This is a genomic window from Hyphomicrobium methylovorum, assembly GCF_013626205.1.
Lineage (GTDB): Bacteria > Pseudomonadota > Alphaproteobacteria > Rhizobiales > Hyphomicrobiaceae > Hyphomicrobium_B > Hyphomicrobium_B methylovorum.
The window spans coordinates 36,539-53,211 of sequence record NZ_QHJE01000001.1 but is presented as its reverse complement, the minus strand read 5'-3'; the positions used below and the strand labels follow the sequence as shown (position 1 = coordinate 53,211).

General features: G+C 59.3%; 15 protein-coding genes and 1 tRNA gene. 12 read left to right on the top strand and 4 right to left on the bottom strand.

Going from position 1 to position 16,673, the window contains the following annotated elements; all coding sequences use genetic code 11:
• Positions 1-16: 16 nt before the first annotated feature.
• Positions 17-481 carry a hypothetical protein gene (locus tag DLM45_RS00250; protein WP_181335011.1) on the top strand — a complete coding sequence of 155 codons (465 nt, stop codon included), beginning with the start codon at positions 17-19 and terminating at the stop codon, positions 479-481.
• 7 nt (positions 482-488) lie between these two features.
• Here DLM45_RS00250 and DLM45_RS00245 read toward each other — a convergent pair whose 3' ends face one another.
• Entirely contained in the window at positions 489-1,247 is a 759-nt protein-coding gene (locus DLM45_RS00245) for an arginyltransferase (protein ID WP_181335010.1), read from the bottom strand.
• 859 nt (positions 1,248-2,106) lie between these two features.
• On the opposite strand from DLM45_RS00245, the gene DLM45_RS00240 reads away from it, so the two are divergent.
• The 3 genes from DLM45_RS00240 (at position 2,107) to DLM45_RS00230 (ending at position 4,022) form a co-directional block, all read left to right on the top strand.
• The gene (locus tag DLM45_RS00240; protein WP_181335009.1) at positions 2,107-2,313 is read left to right on the top strand and encodes a hypothetical protein; all 207 of its coding nucleotides are present in this window, start codon (positions 2,107-2,109) and stop codon (positions 2,311-2,313) included.
• Between the two features lie 78 nt (positions 2,314-2,391).
• Entirely contained in the window at positions 2,392-3,678 is a 1,287-nt protein-coding gene (locus DLM45_RS00235; protein ID WP_181335008.1) for an O-acetylhomoserine aminocarboxypropyltransferase, read from the top strand.
• Between the two features lie 23 nt (positions 3,679-3,701).
• Positions 3,702-4,022 (top strand): hypothetical protein, encoded by a 321-nt coding sequence (locus DLM45_RS00230; protein ID WP_181335007.1) that lies wholly within the window; start codon positions 3,702-3,704, stop codon positions 4,020-4,022.
• 202 nt (positions 4,023-4,224) lie between these two features.
• Here the strand turns inward: DLM45_RS00230 and DLM45_RS00225 are convergent, their stop codons facing one another.
• The gene (locus DLM45_RS00225; protein WP_181335006.1) at positions 4,225-6,033 is read right to left on the bottom strand and encodes a PHA/PHB synthase family protein; all 1,809 of its coding nucleotides are present in this window, start codon (positions 6,031-6,033) and stop codon (positions 4,225-4,227) included.
• 364 nt (positions 6,034-6,397) lie between these two features.
• On the opposite strand from DLM45_RS00225, the gene DLM45_RS00220 reads away from it, so the two are divergent.
• The 5 genes from DLM45_RS00220 to DLM45_RS00200 all read left to right on the top strand — a co-directional run bounded on the left by DLM45_RS00220 (position 6,398) and on the right by DLM45_RS00200 (position 12,164).
• Positions 6,398-7,621 carry an LL-diaminopimelate aminotransferase gene (locus DLM45_RS00220; protein WP_181335005.1) on the top strand — a complete coding sequence of 408 codons (1,224 nt, stop codon included), beginning with the start codon at positions 6,398-6,400 and terminating at the stop codon, positions 7,619-7,621.
• A 10-nt stretch (positions 7,622-7,631) separates the two neighbouring features.
• Positions 7,632-8,957, top strand: a complete 1,326-nt coding sequence (locus DLM45_RS00215; protein WP_181335004.1) for a homoserine dehydrogenase — start codon at positions 7,632-7,634, stop codon at positions 8,955-8,957.
• Between the two features lie 41 nt (positions 8,958-8,998).
• Positions 8,999-10,000: a class II fructose-bisphosphatase gene (gene glpX / locus DLM45_RS00210; RefSeq protein ID WP_181335003.1), complete on the top strand. Its 1,002-nt coding sequence runs from the start codon at positions 8,999-9,001 to the stop codon at positions 9,998-10,000.
• A gap of 108 nt (positions 10,001-10,108) precedes the next feature.
• A complete protein-coding gene (gene recJ, locus DLM45_RS00205; protein ID WP_181335002.1) occupies positions 10,109-11,959 on the top strand; it encodes a single-stranded-DNA-specific exonuclease RecJ in 1,851 nt (616 codons plus the stop codon).
• Positions 11,960-12,089: 130 nt separating this feature from the next.
• Positions 12,090-12,164 (top strand) — tRNA-Glu (locus tag DLM45_RS00200).
• Positions 12,165-12,334: 170 nt separating this feature from the next.
• Here the strand turns inward: DLM45_RS00200 and DLM45_RS00195 are convergent.
• Entirely contained in the window at positions 12,335-12,877 is a 543-nt protein-coding gene (locus tag DLM45_RS00195; RefSeq protein ID WP_181335001.1) for an O-fucosyltransferase family protein, read from the bottom strand.
• 513 nt (positions 12,878-13,390) lie between these two features.
• Here DLM45_RS00195 and DLM45_RS00190 point away from each other — a divergent pair.
• Positions 13,391-13,921, top strand: coding sequence for a dihydrofolate reductase family protein (locus DLM45_RS00190; RefSeq protein ID WP_181335000.1), 531 nt, complete (start codon positions 13,391-13,393; stop codon positions 13,919-13,921).
• A 107-nt stretch (positions 13,922-14,028) separates the two neighbouring features.
• On the opposite strand, the gene DLM45_RS00185 is transcribed toward DLM45_RS00190, so the two are convergent.
• Positions 14,029-14,526, bottom strand: a complete 498-nt coding sequence (locus tag DLM45_RS00185) for a hypothetical protein (RefSeq protein ID WP_181334999.1) — start codon at positions 14,524-14,526, stop codon at positions 14,029-14,031.
• Positions 14,527-14,902: 376 nt separating this feature from the next.
• Between DLM45_RS00185 and rfbD the strand changes: the two genes are divergently transcribed.
• Positions 14,903-15,802, top strand: coding sequence for a dTDP-4-dehydrorhamnose reductase (gene rfbD / locus DLM45_RS00180; RefSeq protein WP_181334998.1), 900 nt, complete (start codon positions 14,903-14,905; stop codon positions 15,800-15,802).
• Complete coding sequence (rfbA, locus tag DLM45_RS00175; RefSeq protein WP_181334997.1) at positions 15,799-16,668, top strand: glucose-1-phosphate thymidylyltransferase RfbA; 870 nt, start codon at positions 15,799-15,801, stop codon at positions 16,666-16,668. Before rfbD ends, rfbA begins: the two co-directional genes overlap by 4 nt.
• Positions 16,669-16,673 lie beyond the last annotated feature (5 nt).

The following is a 16,673-nucleotide window of genomic DNA, read 5'->3' as shown; positions in this document are numbered from 1 at the left end:
AAGCTACGACAATCCTATGGGCGGGTTCATTAACATCGCGGGCGCGATCTTCGCGGCTTTAGCACTGGCGTTGTCCGGCACCGGCCTGAAAGCCGATCCGGCGGACGGCACGTGCACGAAGGCTGACTTCGAATCCGTTGTCGAGACCGCAGCGGCGGGCCTGCGCGACCTCAACATCAAGAACCGTCCCGAGTTTCAAGAGAAGCTGCGCGAATTGAAAGACAAGCGCGGCTGGAGCCACGACGAGTTTATGCAGAAGGCAAAGCCGTTCGTGCGAGACGATAAAATGGTCGTCTATGACCAGTCGTCAGATGAACTGTTGTCCGCCATTTCTTCGATGGGGCAAGAGGGGGCCGCATCGGCAAAGCCGGATTGCGCCATGCTGCTGGAACTCCGTGCGCGCATGAAACTGCTCGTCGATACGCAGACGGCAAAGTGGACGTATATGTTTGGCAAGATAAACGCCGAGCTTGCGAAGTGAGTACACTTTACTCGGTGGTGTCGTCGGCGCGTTCCCACCGGTCCGGACCAAGTCTCTCTTGCGGACGAAAGCGCGTCTTGTAAGCCATCTTCCGCGAGCCCTCGATCCAGTAGCCGAGGTAAACGTGCGGTACGCCGATGCGCTGCGCAAACGCAATGTGCTCGAGGATCATGTAGGTGCCGAGGCCAGCCCCACCGTCATCTGGATCGTAAAAGCTGTAGACCATCGAAATGCCGTCCGTCAGCCGGTCGCAAAGCGAGACAGCTTTGAGCGGCCAGGATTCGAAGGTGATGTCGTCCGCACCTTCGGGCTTCGCGCGGTACTCTGTGAGGAACGTCTCGATCACGGTGTCCTCGACCATCATGCGATAATCGAGCATCGTCATATCGGCCATGCCGCCATCGCTGTGGCGCGCGTCGATGTAGGTCCGGAAAAGCGCATACTGCTCGGCCGTCGGAATAGGCGCGGTGCGCCGCGCGACGAGTCCGGAGTTCCGCGCCCAACTGCGCCGCATCGAACGGTCAGGCTGAAATTCGTCGACCAGCACGCGCACAGACACGCAGGCTTGGCAGCCTTCGCAGTACGGCACATAGGCAATGTTTTGACTGCGTCGAAAGCCGGTCGTCAGCAGACGGTCCACCAGTTCCGGCGGCTTGTCATGCGTGAGATGGGTGAAAAGCTTCCGTTCGAGGCGGCCGGGCAAATAGGGACAAGGCTGCGGAGCAGTGACGTAGAACTCCGGAAACTTCTTTTGCTGCTCCGTCATTCGAACGCGTCCCTCGGGCCAACCCGGGAATGATAATAAAAGGTAGCCATGTCAGGGATCAAGAGCACGACACCGCCACGAGCCAAAAGTAAAATCTAATTCAGAATACCCCGTCTTCGCTCCACGGTGACCTGTCGAAAATGGCACCGAAAATCATAACAGATGCTGTTTAAACGGACGAGCGGCCAGAATTTATCCCGTCGCCCACCGTCAGGCACACGAATGAAGTGCTTTTAGATCTTAAAACTTTGGCTCGTCTGCGCTGGGCCCATATGCGTGTTGCTGGCGCCAACGTCATTGGCGAAGGCATAGAGCGCGCAAGCGGATACAACTGCAGCCACTACAATCGCCGCCCAAAGCGCGGATCGTCGTAAAAACCACCCGACGGTCGGAGTAACAGACTGAACAGACTGAACGCTGTCTTCCCACGTCGAACTCTCGGCCGAAGAGGCCCCGGAAACTGTCATCTGTTGCCCTTAACCAATTAACGGGTCGTGTTCCGCACACATCGCTCTAGAGCGGCGTTTCTACAAGCCCACACATAGGATTACGTTCCAAATAACGATCAGGATGTTGCATCCCGGCGTCGCTTTGAGCATGGGAGACACCGCAGGTACACGGGCGCAAACATGTGTCAAACATATTTGACACATCTCTGGTACATTCTCGCAACATCGGCAGACCAATTCAACATGCGCAGGCGATTAGCGCCGGACTGCGACAGCGCAATCATTGCGATCGAGAATTTTTCCCGCATACTTTGCCGATATTCGCCGTGCCATAAAAAGCAGACACGAGGAACCGCCCAGGGCCAACCGGATCGCTCGCAAGAGAGGTCCTAGCTGAACCTGGGGGTCCTATGATTGAACTCGTGGTATCCGTCTGCATGCTCGACCAGCCCTCCCGCTGCAGGGAGGTAAGGCTGAATTTCGAAGGCGAAAGCGTCACTGCTGGGCAGTGCATGATGTCCGGTCAGATCGAAATGGCAAAGTGGATTGGGGAACACCCCAATTGGGTCATCCGCAAGTGGCGTTGCGGCATAGCGGGCCAGTTCGCCAATCTCTGACCTCCCTCTACCGGGAAGGTTGACTCCGGCCGCAGCCTGCGCTCCCTGACGTCAAATCGATGTCAGGGAGAATTGAGCATGAGCCAGCCGCCAAAGGGATTTGCAACACAGGCGGTCCATGCCGGAGCAGCGCCGGACCCGACCACCGGCGCGCGTGTGACGCCGATCTATCAGACGACGTCTTACGTCTTCAAGGATGCGGATCACGCGGCTGCGTTGTTCGGGCTGGAAGCGTTCGGCAACATCTACACGCGCATCAACAACCCGACTCAGGAAGTGCTTGAGAGCCGTATTGCCGCTCTCGAAGGTGGTTCCGCGGCGCTCGCAGTCTCGTCCGGCCACGCCGCGCAGTTTTTGGCGATGCATACGCTGCTGGAACCCGGCGACGAATTCATCGCCGCGCGTCAGCTTTACGGTGGCTCGATTACCCAGTTCAATCACTCGTTCAAGAAGTTCAATTGGAACGTCGTCTGGGCCGACGGAACGGATCCCGCATCGTTTGAGCGCGCAATCACGCCGAAGACGCGCGCGATCTTCTGCGAAAGCCTGGCCAATCCCGGCGGCGTCGTGATGGACCTGCAGGCCATCGCCGCTGTTGCGAAGAAAGCCGGTGTTCCATTCATCGTCGACAACACGCTGGCGACGCCCTACCTCTGCCGTCCGAAGGAATTCGGTGCCGACATCGTCGTTCACAGCCTGACGAAATTCATCGGCGGACATGGCAACTCCATCGGCGGCATCATCATCGATTGCGGCACCTTCGATTGGCAGAAAAGCAAGTTCCGGTATAAGTCGCTTGTCGAGCCCATCGCGTCGTACAACGGCATGGTCATGGCCGACGCCTTCGGACCAATGGCGTTTGCGATCGCCGCCCGCGTCCTCGGATTGCGAGATCTCGGCCCATCCATTTCGCCGTTCAATGCGTTCCTGTTGCTGACGGGAACCGAAACCCTGCCGCTCCGCATGCAGCGCCATTGCGACAACGCCCTTGCGGTTGCCAAGTGGCTGGAAAAACACCCCGGAGTCGCCTGGGTGAATTACGCGGGACTTCCGAGCAGCCCAAACCACGCAGTGCAGCAAAAAATCTGTCCGAAAGGCGCCGGAGCCCTATTCACCTTCGGGCTTAAGGGCAGTTATGAAGCGGGCGTAAAATTTGTTTCGAAGCTGAAGCTCTTCAGCCTGCTGGCAAACATTGGCGACACGCGAAGCCTTGTGATCCATCCGGCGTCGACCACCCACCGCCAGCTTCGAGACGAAGAACGTATAGCCGCGGGGGCCGGTCCTGACGTCGTGCGTTTGTCGGTCGGCATCGAAGATGTCGAAGACATCATTGCCGATCTGGATCAGGCGTTCGCCGCAAACTGAACTGTAACTGCCGGGAAGGGGTCATGAACCACCAGCTTGTACTGCAATTTCAAGGTGACGACGACGACACCATCGAGAAGGTGATCGAACTCGAAGATAAGCTGATCGAAACCTTCGAGCGCTCGACGGCTGTCGAGGTCGATGGTCACGAACCGGGCAACGGAGTCATCAATCTCATTCTGCGCACCAAGAACGCAGAACGGGTTTGGGAGAAGATCGAGCCGATCGTCGAGAGCGCGGCCGATGAGCTCGATATCAATGCAGTCGCCTTCCGCACGCTCGATGCGGAAGAGTTCACGGTCCTGTGGCCTGTGGATTTTGAAGGCGAATTCGAACTGGCTTGAGTGTCTATGCGCCTAAACGCTGGCGGCCGGTTCGACGCAGGAGAGTCGCCAGCGTCCAAAGAAAACTTCGGCCGGCGCGACGAAGGAGAGTCGCCAGCGCCAAAGAAATGTTTCCGTTGGCGCGCGAAACGCGCGTCGCAGTAGCGCCAACAAAACTCCGGGCTGGCTCGCGAGCTACGGAGCCAGCCTCAATCCAGACCGCTTACCGCGCTTTGACGTAAGAACCGGGAGCGTCTTCAATGACGCCAAGACCGGCGCCCGGCTCACGGGCATCTATCCACTCGCCAGATCGTTCGGACAGCCAGCCGATCCAATAGGGCCACCACGAACCGGGGTGCTCTTTCGCCGATTTCTGCCAATCGGCAAGACTGTCCATCGCGGTGCCCTTGGTCCAGTACTGGTACTTCACCTTCTCCGGCGGATTGACGACGCCAGCGATGTGGCCTGAGCCCGCGAGCACAAACTCAATCGGGCCGCCGAACATCTGCACGCCACGGAACACAGACGCCGCCGGAGCGATATGATCTTCGCGCGCCGCTACGGAGAAGATCGGCAGCGTGATCTTCGCGAGATTCAGCTTGATACCGCCGAGGTCCATATCGCCCTTGGCCAGCCGGTTTTCGTTATAGAATTCCCGCAGATAGAAACGGTGATTTGCGGCGGCCATGCGCGTTGAATCTTGGTTCCAGAAGAGGAGATCAAACGGGAATGGCTTCTTGCCGAGCATGTAATTGTTGATGACGTACGGCCAGATCAGGTCGCGCGGCCGCATCATGTTGAATACGTTCGCCATGCGCGAGCCGTCGAGGAAGCCACGCTCTGTCATCAGCGTTTCAAGGCTATCGAGCTGCGTGTCGTCAGTGAAGAGCAGAAGGTCTCCGGCAAGCGTGAAGTCGACCTGTGTCGTCAGCAGCGTGCAACTTTCAAACGGGTCTTCGCCGCGCTTGGCGAGATAGGCAAGGCCGGTCGCGAGCGCCGTGCCACCCACGCAATAGCCGAGCACGTTGATCTTCTCGACGTTCGTTTCCTCTCGAACGGCGCGCACGGCTTCGAGAATGCCTTCAAGGATGTAGTCTTCGAAGGTCTTATCCGCGAGGCGTTCGTCGGGATTGACCCAGGACACGATGAAGACTGTGAACCCTTGATCCACGACGTACTTGATGAGGCTCTTCGCGCTCGTCAGGTCGAGGATGTAATATTTGTTGATCCACGGCGGCACCATCAGCAGCGGCCGCTCGCGCACTTTCTCGGTCGTCGGCGAATACTGGATCAGCTGCAGAAGCTCGTTTTGAAAAACGACCTTTCCAGGCGTCATCGCTAGATTGCGCCCAAGCTCGAACGCAGCGGCATCCGTCTGGCTGATCTTCATCAGATCGCCGGAATGCTTCAGGTCAAACGCCAGTTGCTCCACGCCCTGAAGAAGATTGCGCCCGTTCGTCTCGAGCGTTGCGCGGATCACTTCCGGGTTGGTGATGAGAAAATTCGTCGGCGAATAGGCGCTTGTGAGCTGCCGTAGATAGAATTCAGCGCGGTGGCGTTCGCGCGGATCGAGGTTCGGCATCGCGGCAAGCTGATCTTCCGCCCATTTGCATGCCAGCAGGTAGGCCTGCTTGCAGAAATCGAAGAACGGATTGGAACTCCATTCCGGATCCTTGAATCGATTGTCACCCGCTGCTGGCGCGATGAGCGGCTCGACCGGCAAGCCGATCGTCCGCGTGATGACGTTGTTCCACAGCGCGGCGAACTGGCTGAAGAACAGCGCCTGAGCCTCCGAAAGCTTGATCGGATCGGAAAGCCACGTCCTGAGCAAAGCCGAGACTGTCTCGGTCGCTGCGGAAAATTCGCTGGCAGCGCTGTATGGCCCGAGCTTTGCGTCTGGCCGGTCCGCCAGCTGCGCCATAGCGGCACTACCGCGCTCAAACGCCTTCAGGAGGTTGGAAGCGAACTCTTCTGGGTTCGCGATCATGTAGCGCGCTAGAAAAGAAGGAGGCTCGCGGCTATCTTGCGGCATGTTCTTTGTGCGTTTCCCTAGACGTCCGAACGCTTGACGTTGCGCTTCGAAGACTGCCCCTGCGGCCGCGCTCGATCAAGCCGAATCGCGTAGCGCCAGGGTTGCCTCTAAGTAGAATGGCGGCGTGCCAAAACCAGGGCGGCATATTTGACGCCGCGCCGCGGCAAATGCGTTTTGCGCGGCCTAATGAGCATGATTACCAGCCATGCCGCGGCGCGGCACTGGACGGACAGGCAGCCGCAAGCGTAAAGAATGCGGCGATCTCTAAAATGCCCTGACCGGTGGCGCTTAACCAAGCCGCGCAGGCCAGCGTGTGAACGTCAACACCAGGGGCGCCGGATGATGGCGCTGAGGGTCAATACCGGTGAGCGAAGACTTTCATCGTATCAAGCGCCTCCCGCCTTATGTCTTTGCGGAAGTGAACCGTTTAAAAGCTGCTGCCCGCGCGCGCGGCGCCGACATCGTCGACCTCGGCATGGGCAACCCGGACATGCCGACGCCGCAGCACATCGTCGACAAGTTAATCGAGACGATTAACAAACCTCGGACGCATAGATATTCGGCCTCGAAGGGCATACCCGGCCTCCGCAAGGCGCAGGCTGCCTACTATGAGCGCCGCTTCGGCGTGAAGCTCGATCCCGAAACGGAGATTGTCGCAACACTCGGCTCGAAGGAAGGCTTTGCGAATATCGCGCAGGCCATTGCAGCGCCGGGTGATGTCGTTCTCGTGCCGAACCCGACCTACCCGATCCACGCCTTCGGCTTCATCATTGCTGGTGCCTCGATCCGCCATCTGCCCGCAAGCAACGGCGAAGATTTCCTCCGCGCCATCGACCATGCGGTGAAACATTCGATCCCGAAACCGCTGGCGGTTGTCATCTCCTTTCCGTCGAACCCGACGGCACAGGTCGTCGGGTTGGACTTCTACAAGGAAGCGGTCGCGCTGGCGAAGCGTCACGAACTTATCATTCTGTCCGATATCGCTTATGCCGAACTCTACTATGACGGCGTGCCGCCGCCATCGATCCTGGAAGTTCCCGGCGCGAAAGACATATCTGTCGAATTCACGTCGCTCTCGAAAACGTACAACATGCCCGGCTGGCGCATGGGCTTCGCGGTCGGCAACGAGCGTTTGATTGGTGCGCTTGCGCGCGTCAAATCCTATCTCGACTACGGCGCCTTCACACCGATACAGGTCGCGGCCGCCGCCGCACTCAATGGTCCGCAGGACTGCGTCGACGAAATTCGCGCGCTCTACAAAGGCCGTCGCGATGCGTTGGTTGAAAGCTTCGGCCGCGCCGGGTTCGATATTCCGCCGCCGCCTGCAACCATGTTCGCTTGGGCGCCGGTTCCCGAACGCTACCGTCATCTTGGTTCGGTCGAGTTTTCAAAGATGCTGATCGAGGAGGCGGACGTCGCTGTTTCACCGGGCGTCGGCTTCGGCGAGCACGGCGAAGGCTTCATCCGGATTGCTCTCGTCGAGAATGAGCAGCGTATTCGTCAGGCCGCACGATCGATCAAAAAGCTCTTCACCGAACGCGATAGCAGCGAGCCGTCTCACCCTTCCCAGAAATCCGCTAGCCGGTAGTCCATTTGCAATGAAGCCTCTCACTCTCGGAATAGCCGGAATTGGCACGGTCGGCGGCGCGCTGCTGAACCTGCTCGATACCAACGGCTCTCACTTCTCTCGTATCCTCGGACGCGACATCCGCGTAACGGGCGTTTCGGCACGTACCCGTAACAAACAGCGTGACGCGCTCGTCAAGGGCGCAACCTGGTTCGATGATCCTGTAGCGCTCGCGAAAGACCCATCGAACGAGGTGTTCGTCGAGCTCATCGGCGGCGACAGCGGCATCGTGAAGGAAGCGGTCGAGGCCGCGCTTAAGGCGAAGAAGCACGTCGTCACGGCCAATAAAGCTCTGCTCGCCAAGCACGGCATCGAGCTGGCGCAGCTGGCCGAGGCGAACGGAGTCGCGTTGAATTTCGAAGCGGCTGTCGCTGGCGGCATTCCGGTCATCAAGACGATGCGCGAGGCGCTGGGTGCAAACCGCATCCGCCGCGTCTACGGAATTCTAAACGGCACGTGCAACTTTATCCTGACAAAGATGCAGAGCGAGAAGCGCCCCTTCGACGAGGTGTTGAAGGAAGCGCAAGCGCTCGGTTATGCCGAGGCCGATCCGTCGTTCGACATCGGCGGGTTCGACGCGGCCCACAAGCTCGCACTCTTGACGAGCCTTGCGTTCGGTACGCGCGTCGCCTTCGATCAGATCCATGTCGAAGGCATTACCTCGATCACTGAGGCCGATATCGAAGCGGCCGATAGCCTGGGCTATCGCGTCAAGTTGCTCGGCGTCGCGACCGAAACCGACAGCGGTATCGAAGCGCGCGTTTCGCCAGCATTGGTGTTCAAGGATTCAGCCATCGCGGAAGTCTCCGACGTGACCAACGCGGTCGCCATCGAAGGCGACTTTTCGGGAAGCATCCTGCTGGTTGGCGCAGGCGCTGGCGGCAACCCGACCGCATCCGCTGTTGCAGGCGATATTCTCGACATTGCGCGCGGTCTCGTCGTACCGCCGTTCGTCACGCCAAGCGCCAAGCTGAAAGATCACAAGCGCGCGCCGCTGGATCGTCACTATGGGTCTTACTATGTGCGCCTTGCGCTGGTGGATCGGCCAGGCGCCATGGCGGGCATTGCAAAGAGCCTGGGCGATCAGGGCGTGTCGCTCGAAAGCATCGTCCAGCATCGTCCGCAGACATTACACGCACCGCGATCCTTGCCGCAGCGCACGTCGGATGGCGCACAACCCGTCATCATCATCACGCATGAGACGACGGAAGCTGCCATGCGCAAGGCACTGGCGACGATCGAGACAGACGGGAACGTCACCGAACCTCCGCAGATGATCCGTATCGAAGAACTCTAGAGATTGGAAACGGCTGCCGAACGGCCGGGAAGGAATGAGATATGACCAACGTCGATGAAGCGAACGGAACGCAGGGTCCGGGGCTCGAACGCATCCTGGTGCTGGAACTCGCCCGCGTAACGGAAGCGGCAGCCATCGCCGCCGCGCAGCTTCGTGGCCGCGGCAACGAGAAAGCAGCCGACAAGGCCGCCGTCGACGCGATGCGCAAGGAACTTGGTCGCGTTGAAATTCGCGGCACCGTTGTCATCGGCGAAGGCGAGATGGACGAAGCGCCGATGCTTTACATCGGCGAACAGGTCGGCACAGGCGAAGGCCCTGAGGTCGATATCGCAGTCGATCCGCTGGAAGGCACCACGATCTGCGCCAAGGCGATGCCGAACGCGCTCGCCGTTCTGGCCATTTCCGAAAAGGGCGGGCTGCTACACGCGCCGGACATGTACATGAATAAGGTCGCAATCGGGCCTGGCTATCCGGAAGGCACAGTCGATCTCGATGCCAGCCCGGCCGACAATCTGCAATCGCTTGCGAAAGCCAAGGGCGTGCCGATCGGCGAAATCATGGCCTGCATCCTGGATCGCCCGCGCCACGCAGACCTGATCCGAGCGGTGCGTGAAGCAGGCGCTGGCGTGCAGTTGATCCCTGACGGCGACATCGCCGGCGTCATCTGGACGACCGATCCGCGCGAAACCGGTATCGATATCTACATGGGCTCGGGCGGCGCACCGGAAGGCGTGCTCGCGGCGGCGGCGCTTCGCTGCATCGGCGGCCAGATCCAGGGCCGTCTGATGCCGATGAAGGACGAGGAACGTATCCGCGCTGAGAAAATGGGTATTGCCGACATCAATCGCATATTCAAACTCGAAGACATGGCGTCCGCCGACGTCGTCTTTTCGGCGACTGGCGTAACCGACGGCTCGCTGCTGAAAGGCGTCCGCATCCGTGGCGACTTCGCCGAAACGGAAACGGTCGTCATGCGCTCGAAAACGGGTACGGTCCGCCGCATCCGGTCCACAGTGCGCAACGTCGGCAGCCGGTTTATCTAGCGATTTGGCGTTTCGCCGCCCCATTGGCTGTGGGCGCGGCTCGGCGCCCGCATATCCGCCCTACGAATCGACCTACAACTTGAACCGTTGATTGGTACGGAGGGTCCAGTGCGCTCAGCACAGGTGTCGGCAGTTCAAATCGAAAGCGAAGACGGAGCGGCGCCATTTCTTGGCGTGGCAGCGAGCGCGCGTGGCTACATTTGGCGCGAACGCCTTCGCCCAGAACTCAGAGCATCGGCAACCGCCATCAGCCAGCGTCACGGATTGCCGGAGCTGATGGGCCGTATCCTGGCTGCGCGCGGCGTGACGCTGGACGATGTCGCGACCTTCCTCGATCCGACATTGAAAGCGCTGATGCCGGATCCGAGCATTCTGCGCGACATGGATAAGGCCGCGACGCGTATCGCGGATGCCGTCCAGGCGAAACAGCAGGTCGCGGTCTTCGGCGACTATGACGTCGACGGCGCGTGCTCTTCGGCGCTCATCAAACGCTTTATGGCGCATCACGGCAGCGATGCGCGCATCTACATTCCTGACCGCCTGTTCGAGGGGTACGGCCCCAATCCCGGCGCTATTGAAACGCTGGTGAAGGAAGGCGCACAACTCATCATCACGGTGGACTGCGGAACGACGAGCCATCAGCCGCTGGCGCTGGCGCGCGAGCTCGGCGTGGATGTCGTTGTTATCGACCACCACCAGGCTGACGAGCAGCTTCCTGAAGTCGTCGCGCTCGTCAATCCGAACCGTCAGGATGACGTCTCGGGGCAGGGGGCGCTCTGCGCGGCGGGCGTCGTGTTTCTCGTCCTTGTCGCCGTGACGCGCGAATTGCGCCGACGCGGTTTCTACAAGGCAACGCGCGAGCCGGATCTTCTTGCGCTGCTCGATCTCGTCTCCTTGGCAACCGTCGCCGACGTCGTGCCGCTCATCGGATTGAACCGCGCCTACGTCAAAAAAGGGCTGACGGTGATGCATGCGCGAGAGAACGCCGGTCTGACGGCTCTCGCAGATGCGGCAGGGCTTACATCTGCGCCGACGCCGTATCATCTCGGTTTCATTCTCGGACCGCGCATAAACGCAGGCGGCCGCATCGGCAACGCTGCGCTCGGCGCAACGCTGCTATCGACCGACGATCCGGTCGAGGCGCAGCGCATTGCGGAACTTCTCAATCGCTTGAACAAGGAGCGGCGCGATATCGAGACGGCCGTTCTTGAAGAAGCGATGGCCGTTGCTGACCGCCAAATGAGTGAAAACCCGGAGCGCACGATTCTGGTCGTCGCCGCGGACGGTTGGCACAAAGGCGTGGTCGGTCTCGTCGCGAGCCGCCTTGTCGAGCGTTTCCGTCGGCCCGCGTGCGTGATCGCTTGGGACGGCGAGTCCTCAGCAGGTGGAAATGGAACCGGATCGCTGCGTTCCGTTCCCGGCGTCGATCTGGGACGTGCGGTGCGCGCCGCAGCCGCTGAAGGCCTGCTTCTGAAGGGCGGCGGTCACGCCATGGCTGCAGGGCTGACTGTCTCGCGGGGTGCGCTGGCGGCATTCGAAAGCTACATGCTGGCCAATCTCGTCTCGACGGGAGGTCCATCCTCGGAGGCGTCATGCCTCGACATCGACGCCGCGCTTGTGGCCTCCGGAGCAACGCCCGAACTGATGACACTCCTCGAACGCCTTGGCCCCTGCGGGCAGGGCAATAAGGACGCCCGCTTCGTGCTGCCCGCACACCGTGTGAAATTCGCCAAGCTCGCGGGAGAAGCGCATGCGCGTGTCATCCTCGAAGGCGGCGATGGAGCCCGCATCGACGCCATCGCGTTCCGCGCCGTAGGACAGCCTCTGGGCGACTTATTGATGGGCGCTGGGGGCATGCCCCTGCACGTGGCGGGGCACCTCAGGCGCGATACCTGGGGCGGGCGTGACCGCATCGAAATGCAGATCGAGGATGCGGCCGATCCGCGCCGCCAATCCTGAAGTTAAGCCCGAACCGGGCCTAAATCTGGATATCGCGCGCAACGACCATCCTGTCGCAGGAAATAGGTGGAGCGGTATGCTTGCCAAAGACGCCCGAAGCCGACTATAGGGTGCCTCTCAGCCGAGGGCCGCTCCCTTCGTCTATCGGTTAGGACGTCAGATTTTCATTCTGAAAAGAGGGGTTCGACTCCCCTAGGGAGCGCCAACAGCGCTTGACGCTGTTGGAATCGCTCAATTTTCCCTATTCTCCCACTGATATGTTTGGCATCCTTTAAGCGGGTCACTCGTTCGTCTCGCGACGCGCATCATTGCGCCGTGGACAGTCGGCACAACAGAAGTATCAGTTAGCTCGAGATCAGCACGGCTATCGCTCTTTTATTCGAGCTCGTCGGCGGGCATTCTTGCGTAATGGAGCAGGTTTTCAAGAACGTCTTTATTTTTGCAAAGGAACGACGCCAAGCGAGAGTAGCCAGATACACAGCCCCTCGTGACGCCCGTATATAAAACGGAATCGGCCATTCCCAGAGCCGCGAGATCAATCAGCGAATTGATTGCAGATCGGCGCCGATCGTCGTCCGAGGTAATATATCTGCTGACGTGCAGCGGTTTTCCGCCGGTCTCAACAATCTCCGTTACGAAAAACGGCTCGGATTGCGGCAAGCTTTCGACAACGAAGGATCGAACCTCGGGATTGTCAGTGCAGATCAGGACACGCTTCCCGATCAAGTCGTTGGCTATGGATTCGATAAACGCCCGATAGTCTGTCTGATAGTCGGTATGTCGAATGTGGATCGCCACATATCCCGGTTTGATGTCGCGCATGGCATTCTGAATGGCCTCGGCCACCGATGGAGAAAACCATAAATCTCGGATGAGAGATTGGGACGCCGAGCCGCCGCTGCTTTGATCGTGCAGCAACAAAGGTTCGGCGTGATCGCACGAGAAGTCGAACGTAAGCGATGTCCCCGTAAGGGTGTCCACATTATTCCGGCCGTCTCTCATGAATTGAGCTTTGTAAGTCCCAATCCGCCCCGAAACTTCATGCGGTAGGCAAGCCAGTTGATTCAGGATGTTCAGACAATCGGCGTCGACGGATGGAATGATCGTTACGTCAGACGGTCGAATTTCAAAATAGTCCGAAAAGTTTCCCATAAGTCCGGAATTAGCGGCGTCAATAATTAGGGTGCGGCCGAACGTTCTGGCGTACTGACGACACTTTTCGATTTGGCAAAGAGTATCGTTAAGCCCTGCTCTCAGGGAACACAGAAGAAACCTATCGTGGGAATGCAAGGCATCCGCTCCACTCAAAAAAACAACCGGGGGCCGTCATAGCGATAGAGCGAGCGCCTGCCAAGTATCGGCGGGAGTTTCGCTGTCCGCGTAATAGCGCCATAAGCTATGTCGAATAGAGCGCGCGGCGGAGATTGCCACATGGCGAAGTTCGTTTTTGGAATGAACCAGTCATTAGACGGCTATGTCGATCAGCACGAGATGCAACCTGACCGCGTCCTGTTTCTTCATTGGACAGATCATGTTCGGAACCTGACCGGCAGCATATATGGCCGCCGGATATACGAGGTGATGCGGTATTGGGATGAAGACCATTCCGAGTGGGACGCCGACCGACATGAATTCGCAGCCGTATGGCGGGCGCAGCCGAAGTGGGTCGTGTCCGGATCATTAAAGTCCGTCGGCCCCAACGCCACCCTCATCGACCACGACTTCGAGACGGCGATACGCGCGCTGAAAGCAAAGCACGCTGGAGAGATCGCCGTCGCTGGGCCCGACCTTGCGGGAAGCCTGACAGGCCTGGGCCTTATCGATGAGTATCGACTTTACTTCCACCCCGTCGTGCTTGGGCGCGGCAAGCCATTCTTCTCTGGCCCTCGGCCGCCGCTCCGACGCGTGGCGAACGATGTGATCGGTGAGGACGTTGTCAGGCTGACATACGTTCCCGCTTAGCCACGCGCCATTCGAGGCGCGCGCAGCGGCCAACAGCGCCGCAAGATGCTGATAGCGCCACTGACCGCCGAGTTCGTGCAGATGAAGAATTTGCGCCGGTTGGGCGGCTATTCCGTCACGGTGAGATGTTTCGCCAGCTCCTCACCGGGGGTGAATTGGCTGCTCGTGCGCGCAAGCCACGCCGCAACTTCCGAAATCCGCGTTTCCGAAACATCCTGCCCATCGTGAGCGATGCGCGTTACGAAGAAGCCGTCGCTATTGCGCATGCCGACCCACCGTGCGCCATCCAACGCTACAAATTTCACGATGGGCGACGTCTTCGCCGATCCGGTGTCGATCACGAATTTCGCTTGGTCGACGTTCCAGCTCACGGTCTGGCAAGCGCCGTCCCAGTCAACCGACTTGAAGGATGCGTGCGAACGGCCGAGAGGTTTCCCGTCCGACGCGAGGGAGAAATTATCTCCATTCCAACGCACCGAAATTTCGGTGCCATCGCAGTCCTTCAAATTCAGCTTATTGTCCTCAAAAGCCACGGACATCGCAAAGGCGGTCGAGGCACCGAGAACGGCCAGAGCCCCAAAAGTCATCCACATTGCTAAGCGCATGCCCGTATCTCCATAACTAAATCCTGTTGCGATGTTGGGGAGAACGGCGAGCCGATCAAGCACAGGGAACGGGGAAGCACGACGACTGACGCAAACGTGATCCGCCGTGTGCATCTTTTCCCTGCAGGCTCAGGAAAAAAGGCCATCGGCAAGACCACATCGAGACACGAGCAGCGCGTCTCCGAAAGGTAAGTGGGAGGTCCCCGTTCTTCCGGTTCCCGATTGACCGATTCAGCGCGAAGCACGATAGCATGACGCGGTGCTTCCTCGTGACGTAGATTCGAGCGTATCGGCGAGCGGCGACGAGGGTTTCCGGTCCGCAAGCTAGCTAGGTACTGAAAGACGATCGTCGGGTTTCTGGAGGGCGAGACCTAGCGTGAAGCTGCTCGTAACAGGGAAGACGGGGCAGGTTGCCACCGCGCTCAAACGCGCGGCGTCGAATGTTCAGAATCTCGACGTGATAACGATCGGGCGTCCGGAGTGGGACCTTGCCCGCGCGGATATCGCCGAAGGCATCGCAGCAATCGCACCCAACGCTATCGTCAATGCCGCCGCATATACGGGCGTCGATAAGGCGGAGAGCGAGCCGGAAGTCGCCCGCGCGATCAATGCGACGGGGGCCGGATTCATAGCGGCCGCTGCGGCCGAACTTGGCGTCCCAGTGATTCAAATCTCGACCGATTACGTATTCGATGGATCGAAGCCGGCTCCCTACGTCGAAACGGACGGCGTTGCGCCGCTCGGCGTTTATGGACAAAGCAAATGGCTGGGCGAGGAGGCGGTTCGCGCCGCCAGCCGCAATCATGCAATTCTAAGAACGTCCTGGATATACGGACCGGCGGGCACCAATTTTCTGCGTACGATGCTGCGCCTTGCGCGCACGCACGACCAAATATCGGTTATCGACGATCAGGTCGGCGCGCCGACGTTCGCTGCGGATATCGGAGATGCGATTATCGAAGTTGCGCGCCAGCTCGTGTCGAATGACGCAAACGATCTGCGCGGAACATTCCATCTTGCAAGCAGCGGTGCAACGACGTGGGCCAGGTTCGCCGAGGCGATCTTCGAACTGTCTGCCGAGATGAACGGTCCAACCGCTCGTGTGAAGCGGATCACGACGTCCGAATATCCAACAGCGGCACGCCGCCCCGCAAACTCGCGACTCGATACATCGAAGCTCGAAAGATGTTACGGTATTGAGATGCCAGCCTGGCGAGATGGGCTGGCGCGCTGCATGCAACAGCTCTCGCAAACTGAGGACGTGAGCCCACCATGAAGGGTATCATTCTCGCGGGCGGAAGCGGCACGCGACTTCATCCGATGACGCTCGCGGTCTCAAAGCAACTTCTGCCCGTCTACGACAAGCCGATGATCTACTATCCGGTATCGGTGCTGATGCTTGCCGGTATTCGCGATATCCTGGTTATATCGACGCCGCATGATCTTCCGCTGTTTCGCCGCCTGTTGGGCACAGGAGAGCGATGGGGCGTAAAATTCTCTTACGCCGAGCAGGAAGTTCCAAATGGCTTGGCGCAGGCGTTCGTCATAGGCGAAGAGTTCATTGGCGATGACAGCGTTAGTCTGATCCTGGGTGACAACATCTTCTATGGTGCGGGGCTCATTGCACTGTTGAAGTCAGCCGCCGCGCAGAAATCGGGCGCTACGGTTTTCGCCTATCATGTCCCCGATCCTGAGCGCTACGGCGTGGTGGAGTTCGACTCCAGCGGCCGCACTCTCAGCATCGAGGAAAAGCCCCGCGCTCCGCGTTCGAATTGGGCGATCACGGGCCTCTATTTCTATGATCGCGACGTCGTCTCGATCGCGAAATCCCTCACGCCTTCCGCGCGCGGCGAATATGAGATTACCGACGTCAATCGTGCTTACCTCGAGCGCGGAGACCTGCGCGTCTCGCAAATGGGACGCGGCTTCGCGTGGCTCGATACGGGAACCGCTGAATCACTAACCGACGCCGCCAATTTCGTGCGTACGATCGAACTTCGGCAGGGTTACAGTATTTGCTGCCCGGAAGAGATCGCGTTCGAGCAGAAATTTATCGACGCGGAGCAGCTGAGTATTCTCGCTCAGGGGTTTGGATCTAGCCAATACGGTCACTATCTACAGCGCATCCTGAAGCAACGATAAGTGAC

What these genes read in the sequence shown, in the direction of transcription:
- DLM45_RS00250 (WP_181335011.1), top strand. Translation starts at nt 17, where the DNA reads ATGGGCGGGTTCATTAACATCGCGGGCGCGATCTTCGCGGCTTTAGCA.
- DLM45_RS00245 (WP_181335010.1), bottom strand. Translation starts at nt 1,247, where the DNA reads ATGACGGAGCAGCAAAAGAAGTTTCCGGAGTTCTACGTCACTGCTCCG.
- DLM45_RS00240 (WP_181335009.1), top strand. Translation starts at nt 2,107, where the DNA reads ATGATTGAACTCGTGGTATCCGTCTGCATGCTCGACCAGCCCTCCCGC.
- DLM45_RS00235 (WP_181335008.1), top strand. Translation starts at nt 2,392, where the DNA reads ATGAGCCAGCCGCCAAAGGGATTTGCAACACAGGCGGTCCATGCCGGA.
- DLM45_RS00230 (WP_181335007.1), top strand. Translation starts at nt 3,702, where the DNA reads ATGAACCACCAGCTTGTACTGCAATTTCAAGGTGACGACGACGACACC.
- DLM45_RS00225 (WP_181335006.1), bottom strand. Translation starts at nt 6,033, where the DNA reads ATGCCGCAAGATAGCCGCGAGCCTCCTTCTTTTCTAGCGCGCTACATG.
- DLM45_RS00215 (WP_181335004.1), top strand. Translation starts at nt 7,632, where the DNA reads ATGAAGCCTCTCACTCTCGGAATAGCCGGAATTGGCACGGTCGGCGGC.
- glpX (WP_181335003.1), top strand. Translation starts at nt 8,999, where the DNA reads ATGACCAACGTCGATGAAGCGAACGGAACGCAGGGTCCGGGGCTCGAA.
- DLM45_RS00190 (WP_181335000.1), top strand. Translation starts at nt 13,391, where the DNA reads ATGGCGAAGTTCGTTTTTGGAATGAACCAGTCATTAGACGGCTATGTC.
- DLM45_RS00185 (WP_181334999.1), bottom strand. Translation starts at nt 14,526, where the DNA reads ATGCGCTTAGCAATGTGGATGACTTTTGGGGCTCTGGCCGTTCTCGGT.
- rfbA (WP_181334997.1), top strand. Translation starts at nt 15,799, where the DNA reads ATGAAGGGTATCATTCTCGCGGGCGGAAGCGGCACGCGACTTCATCCG.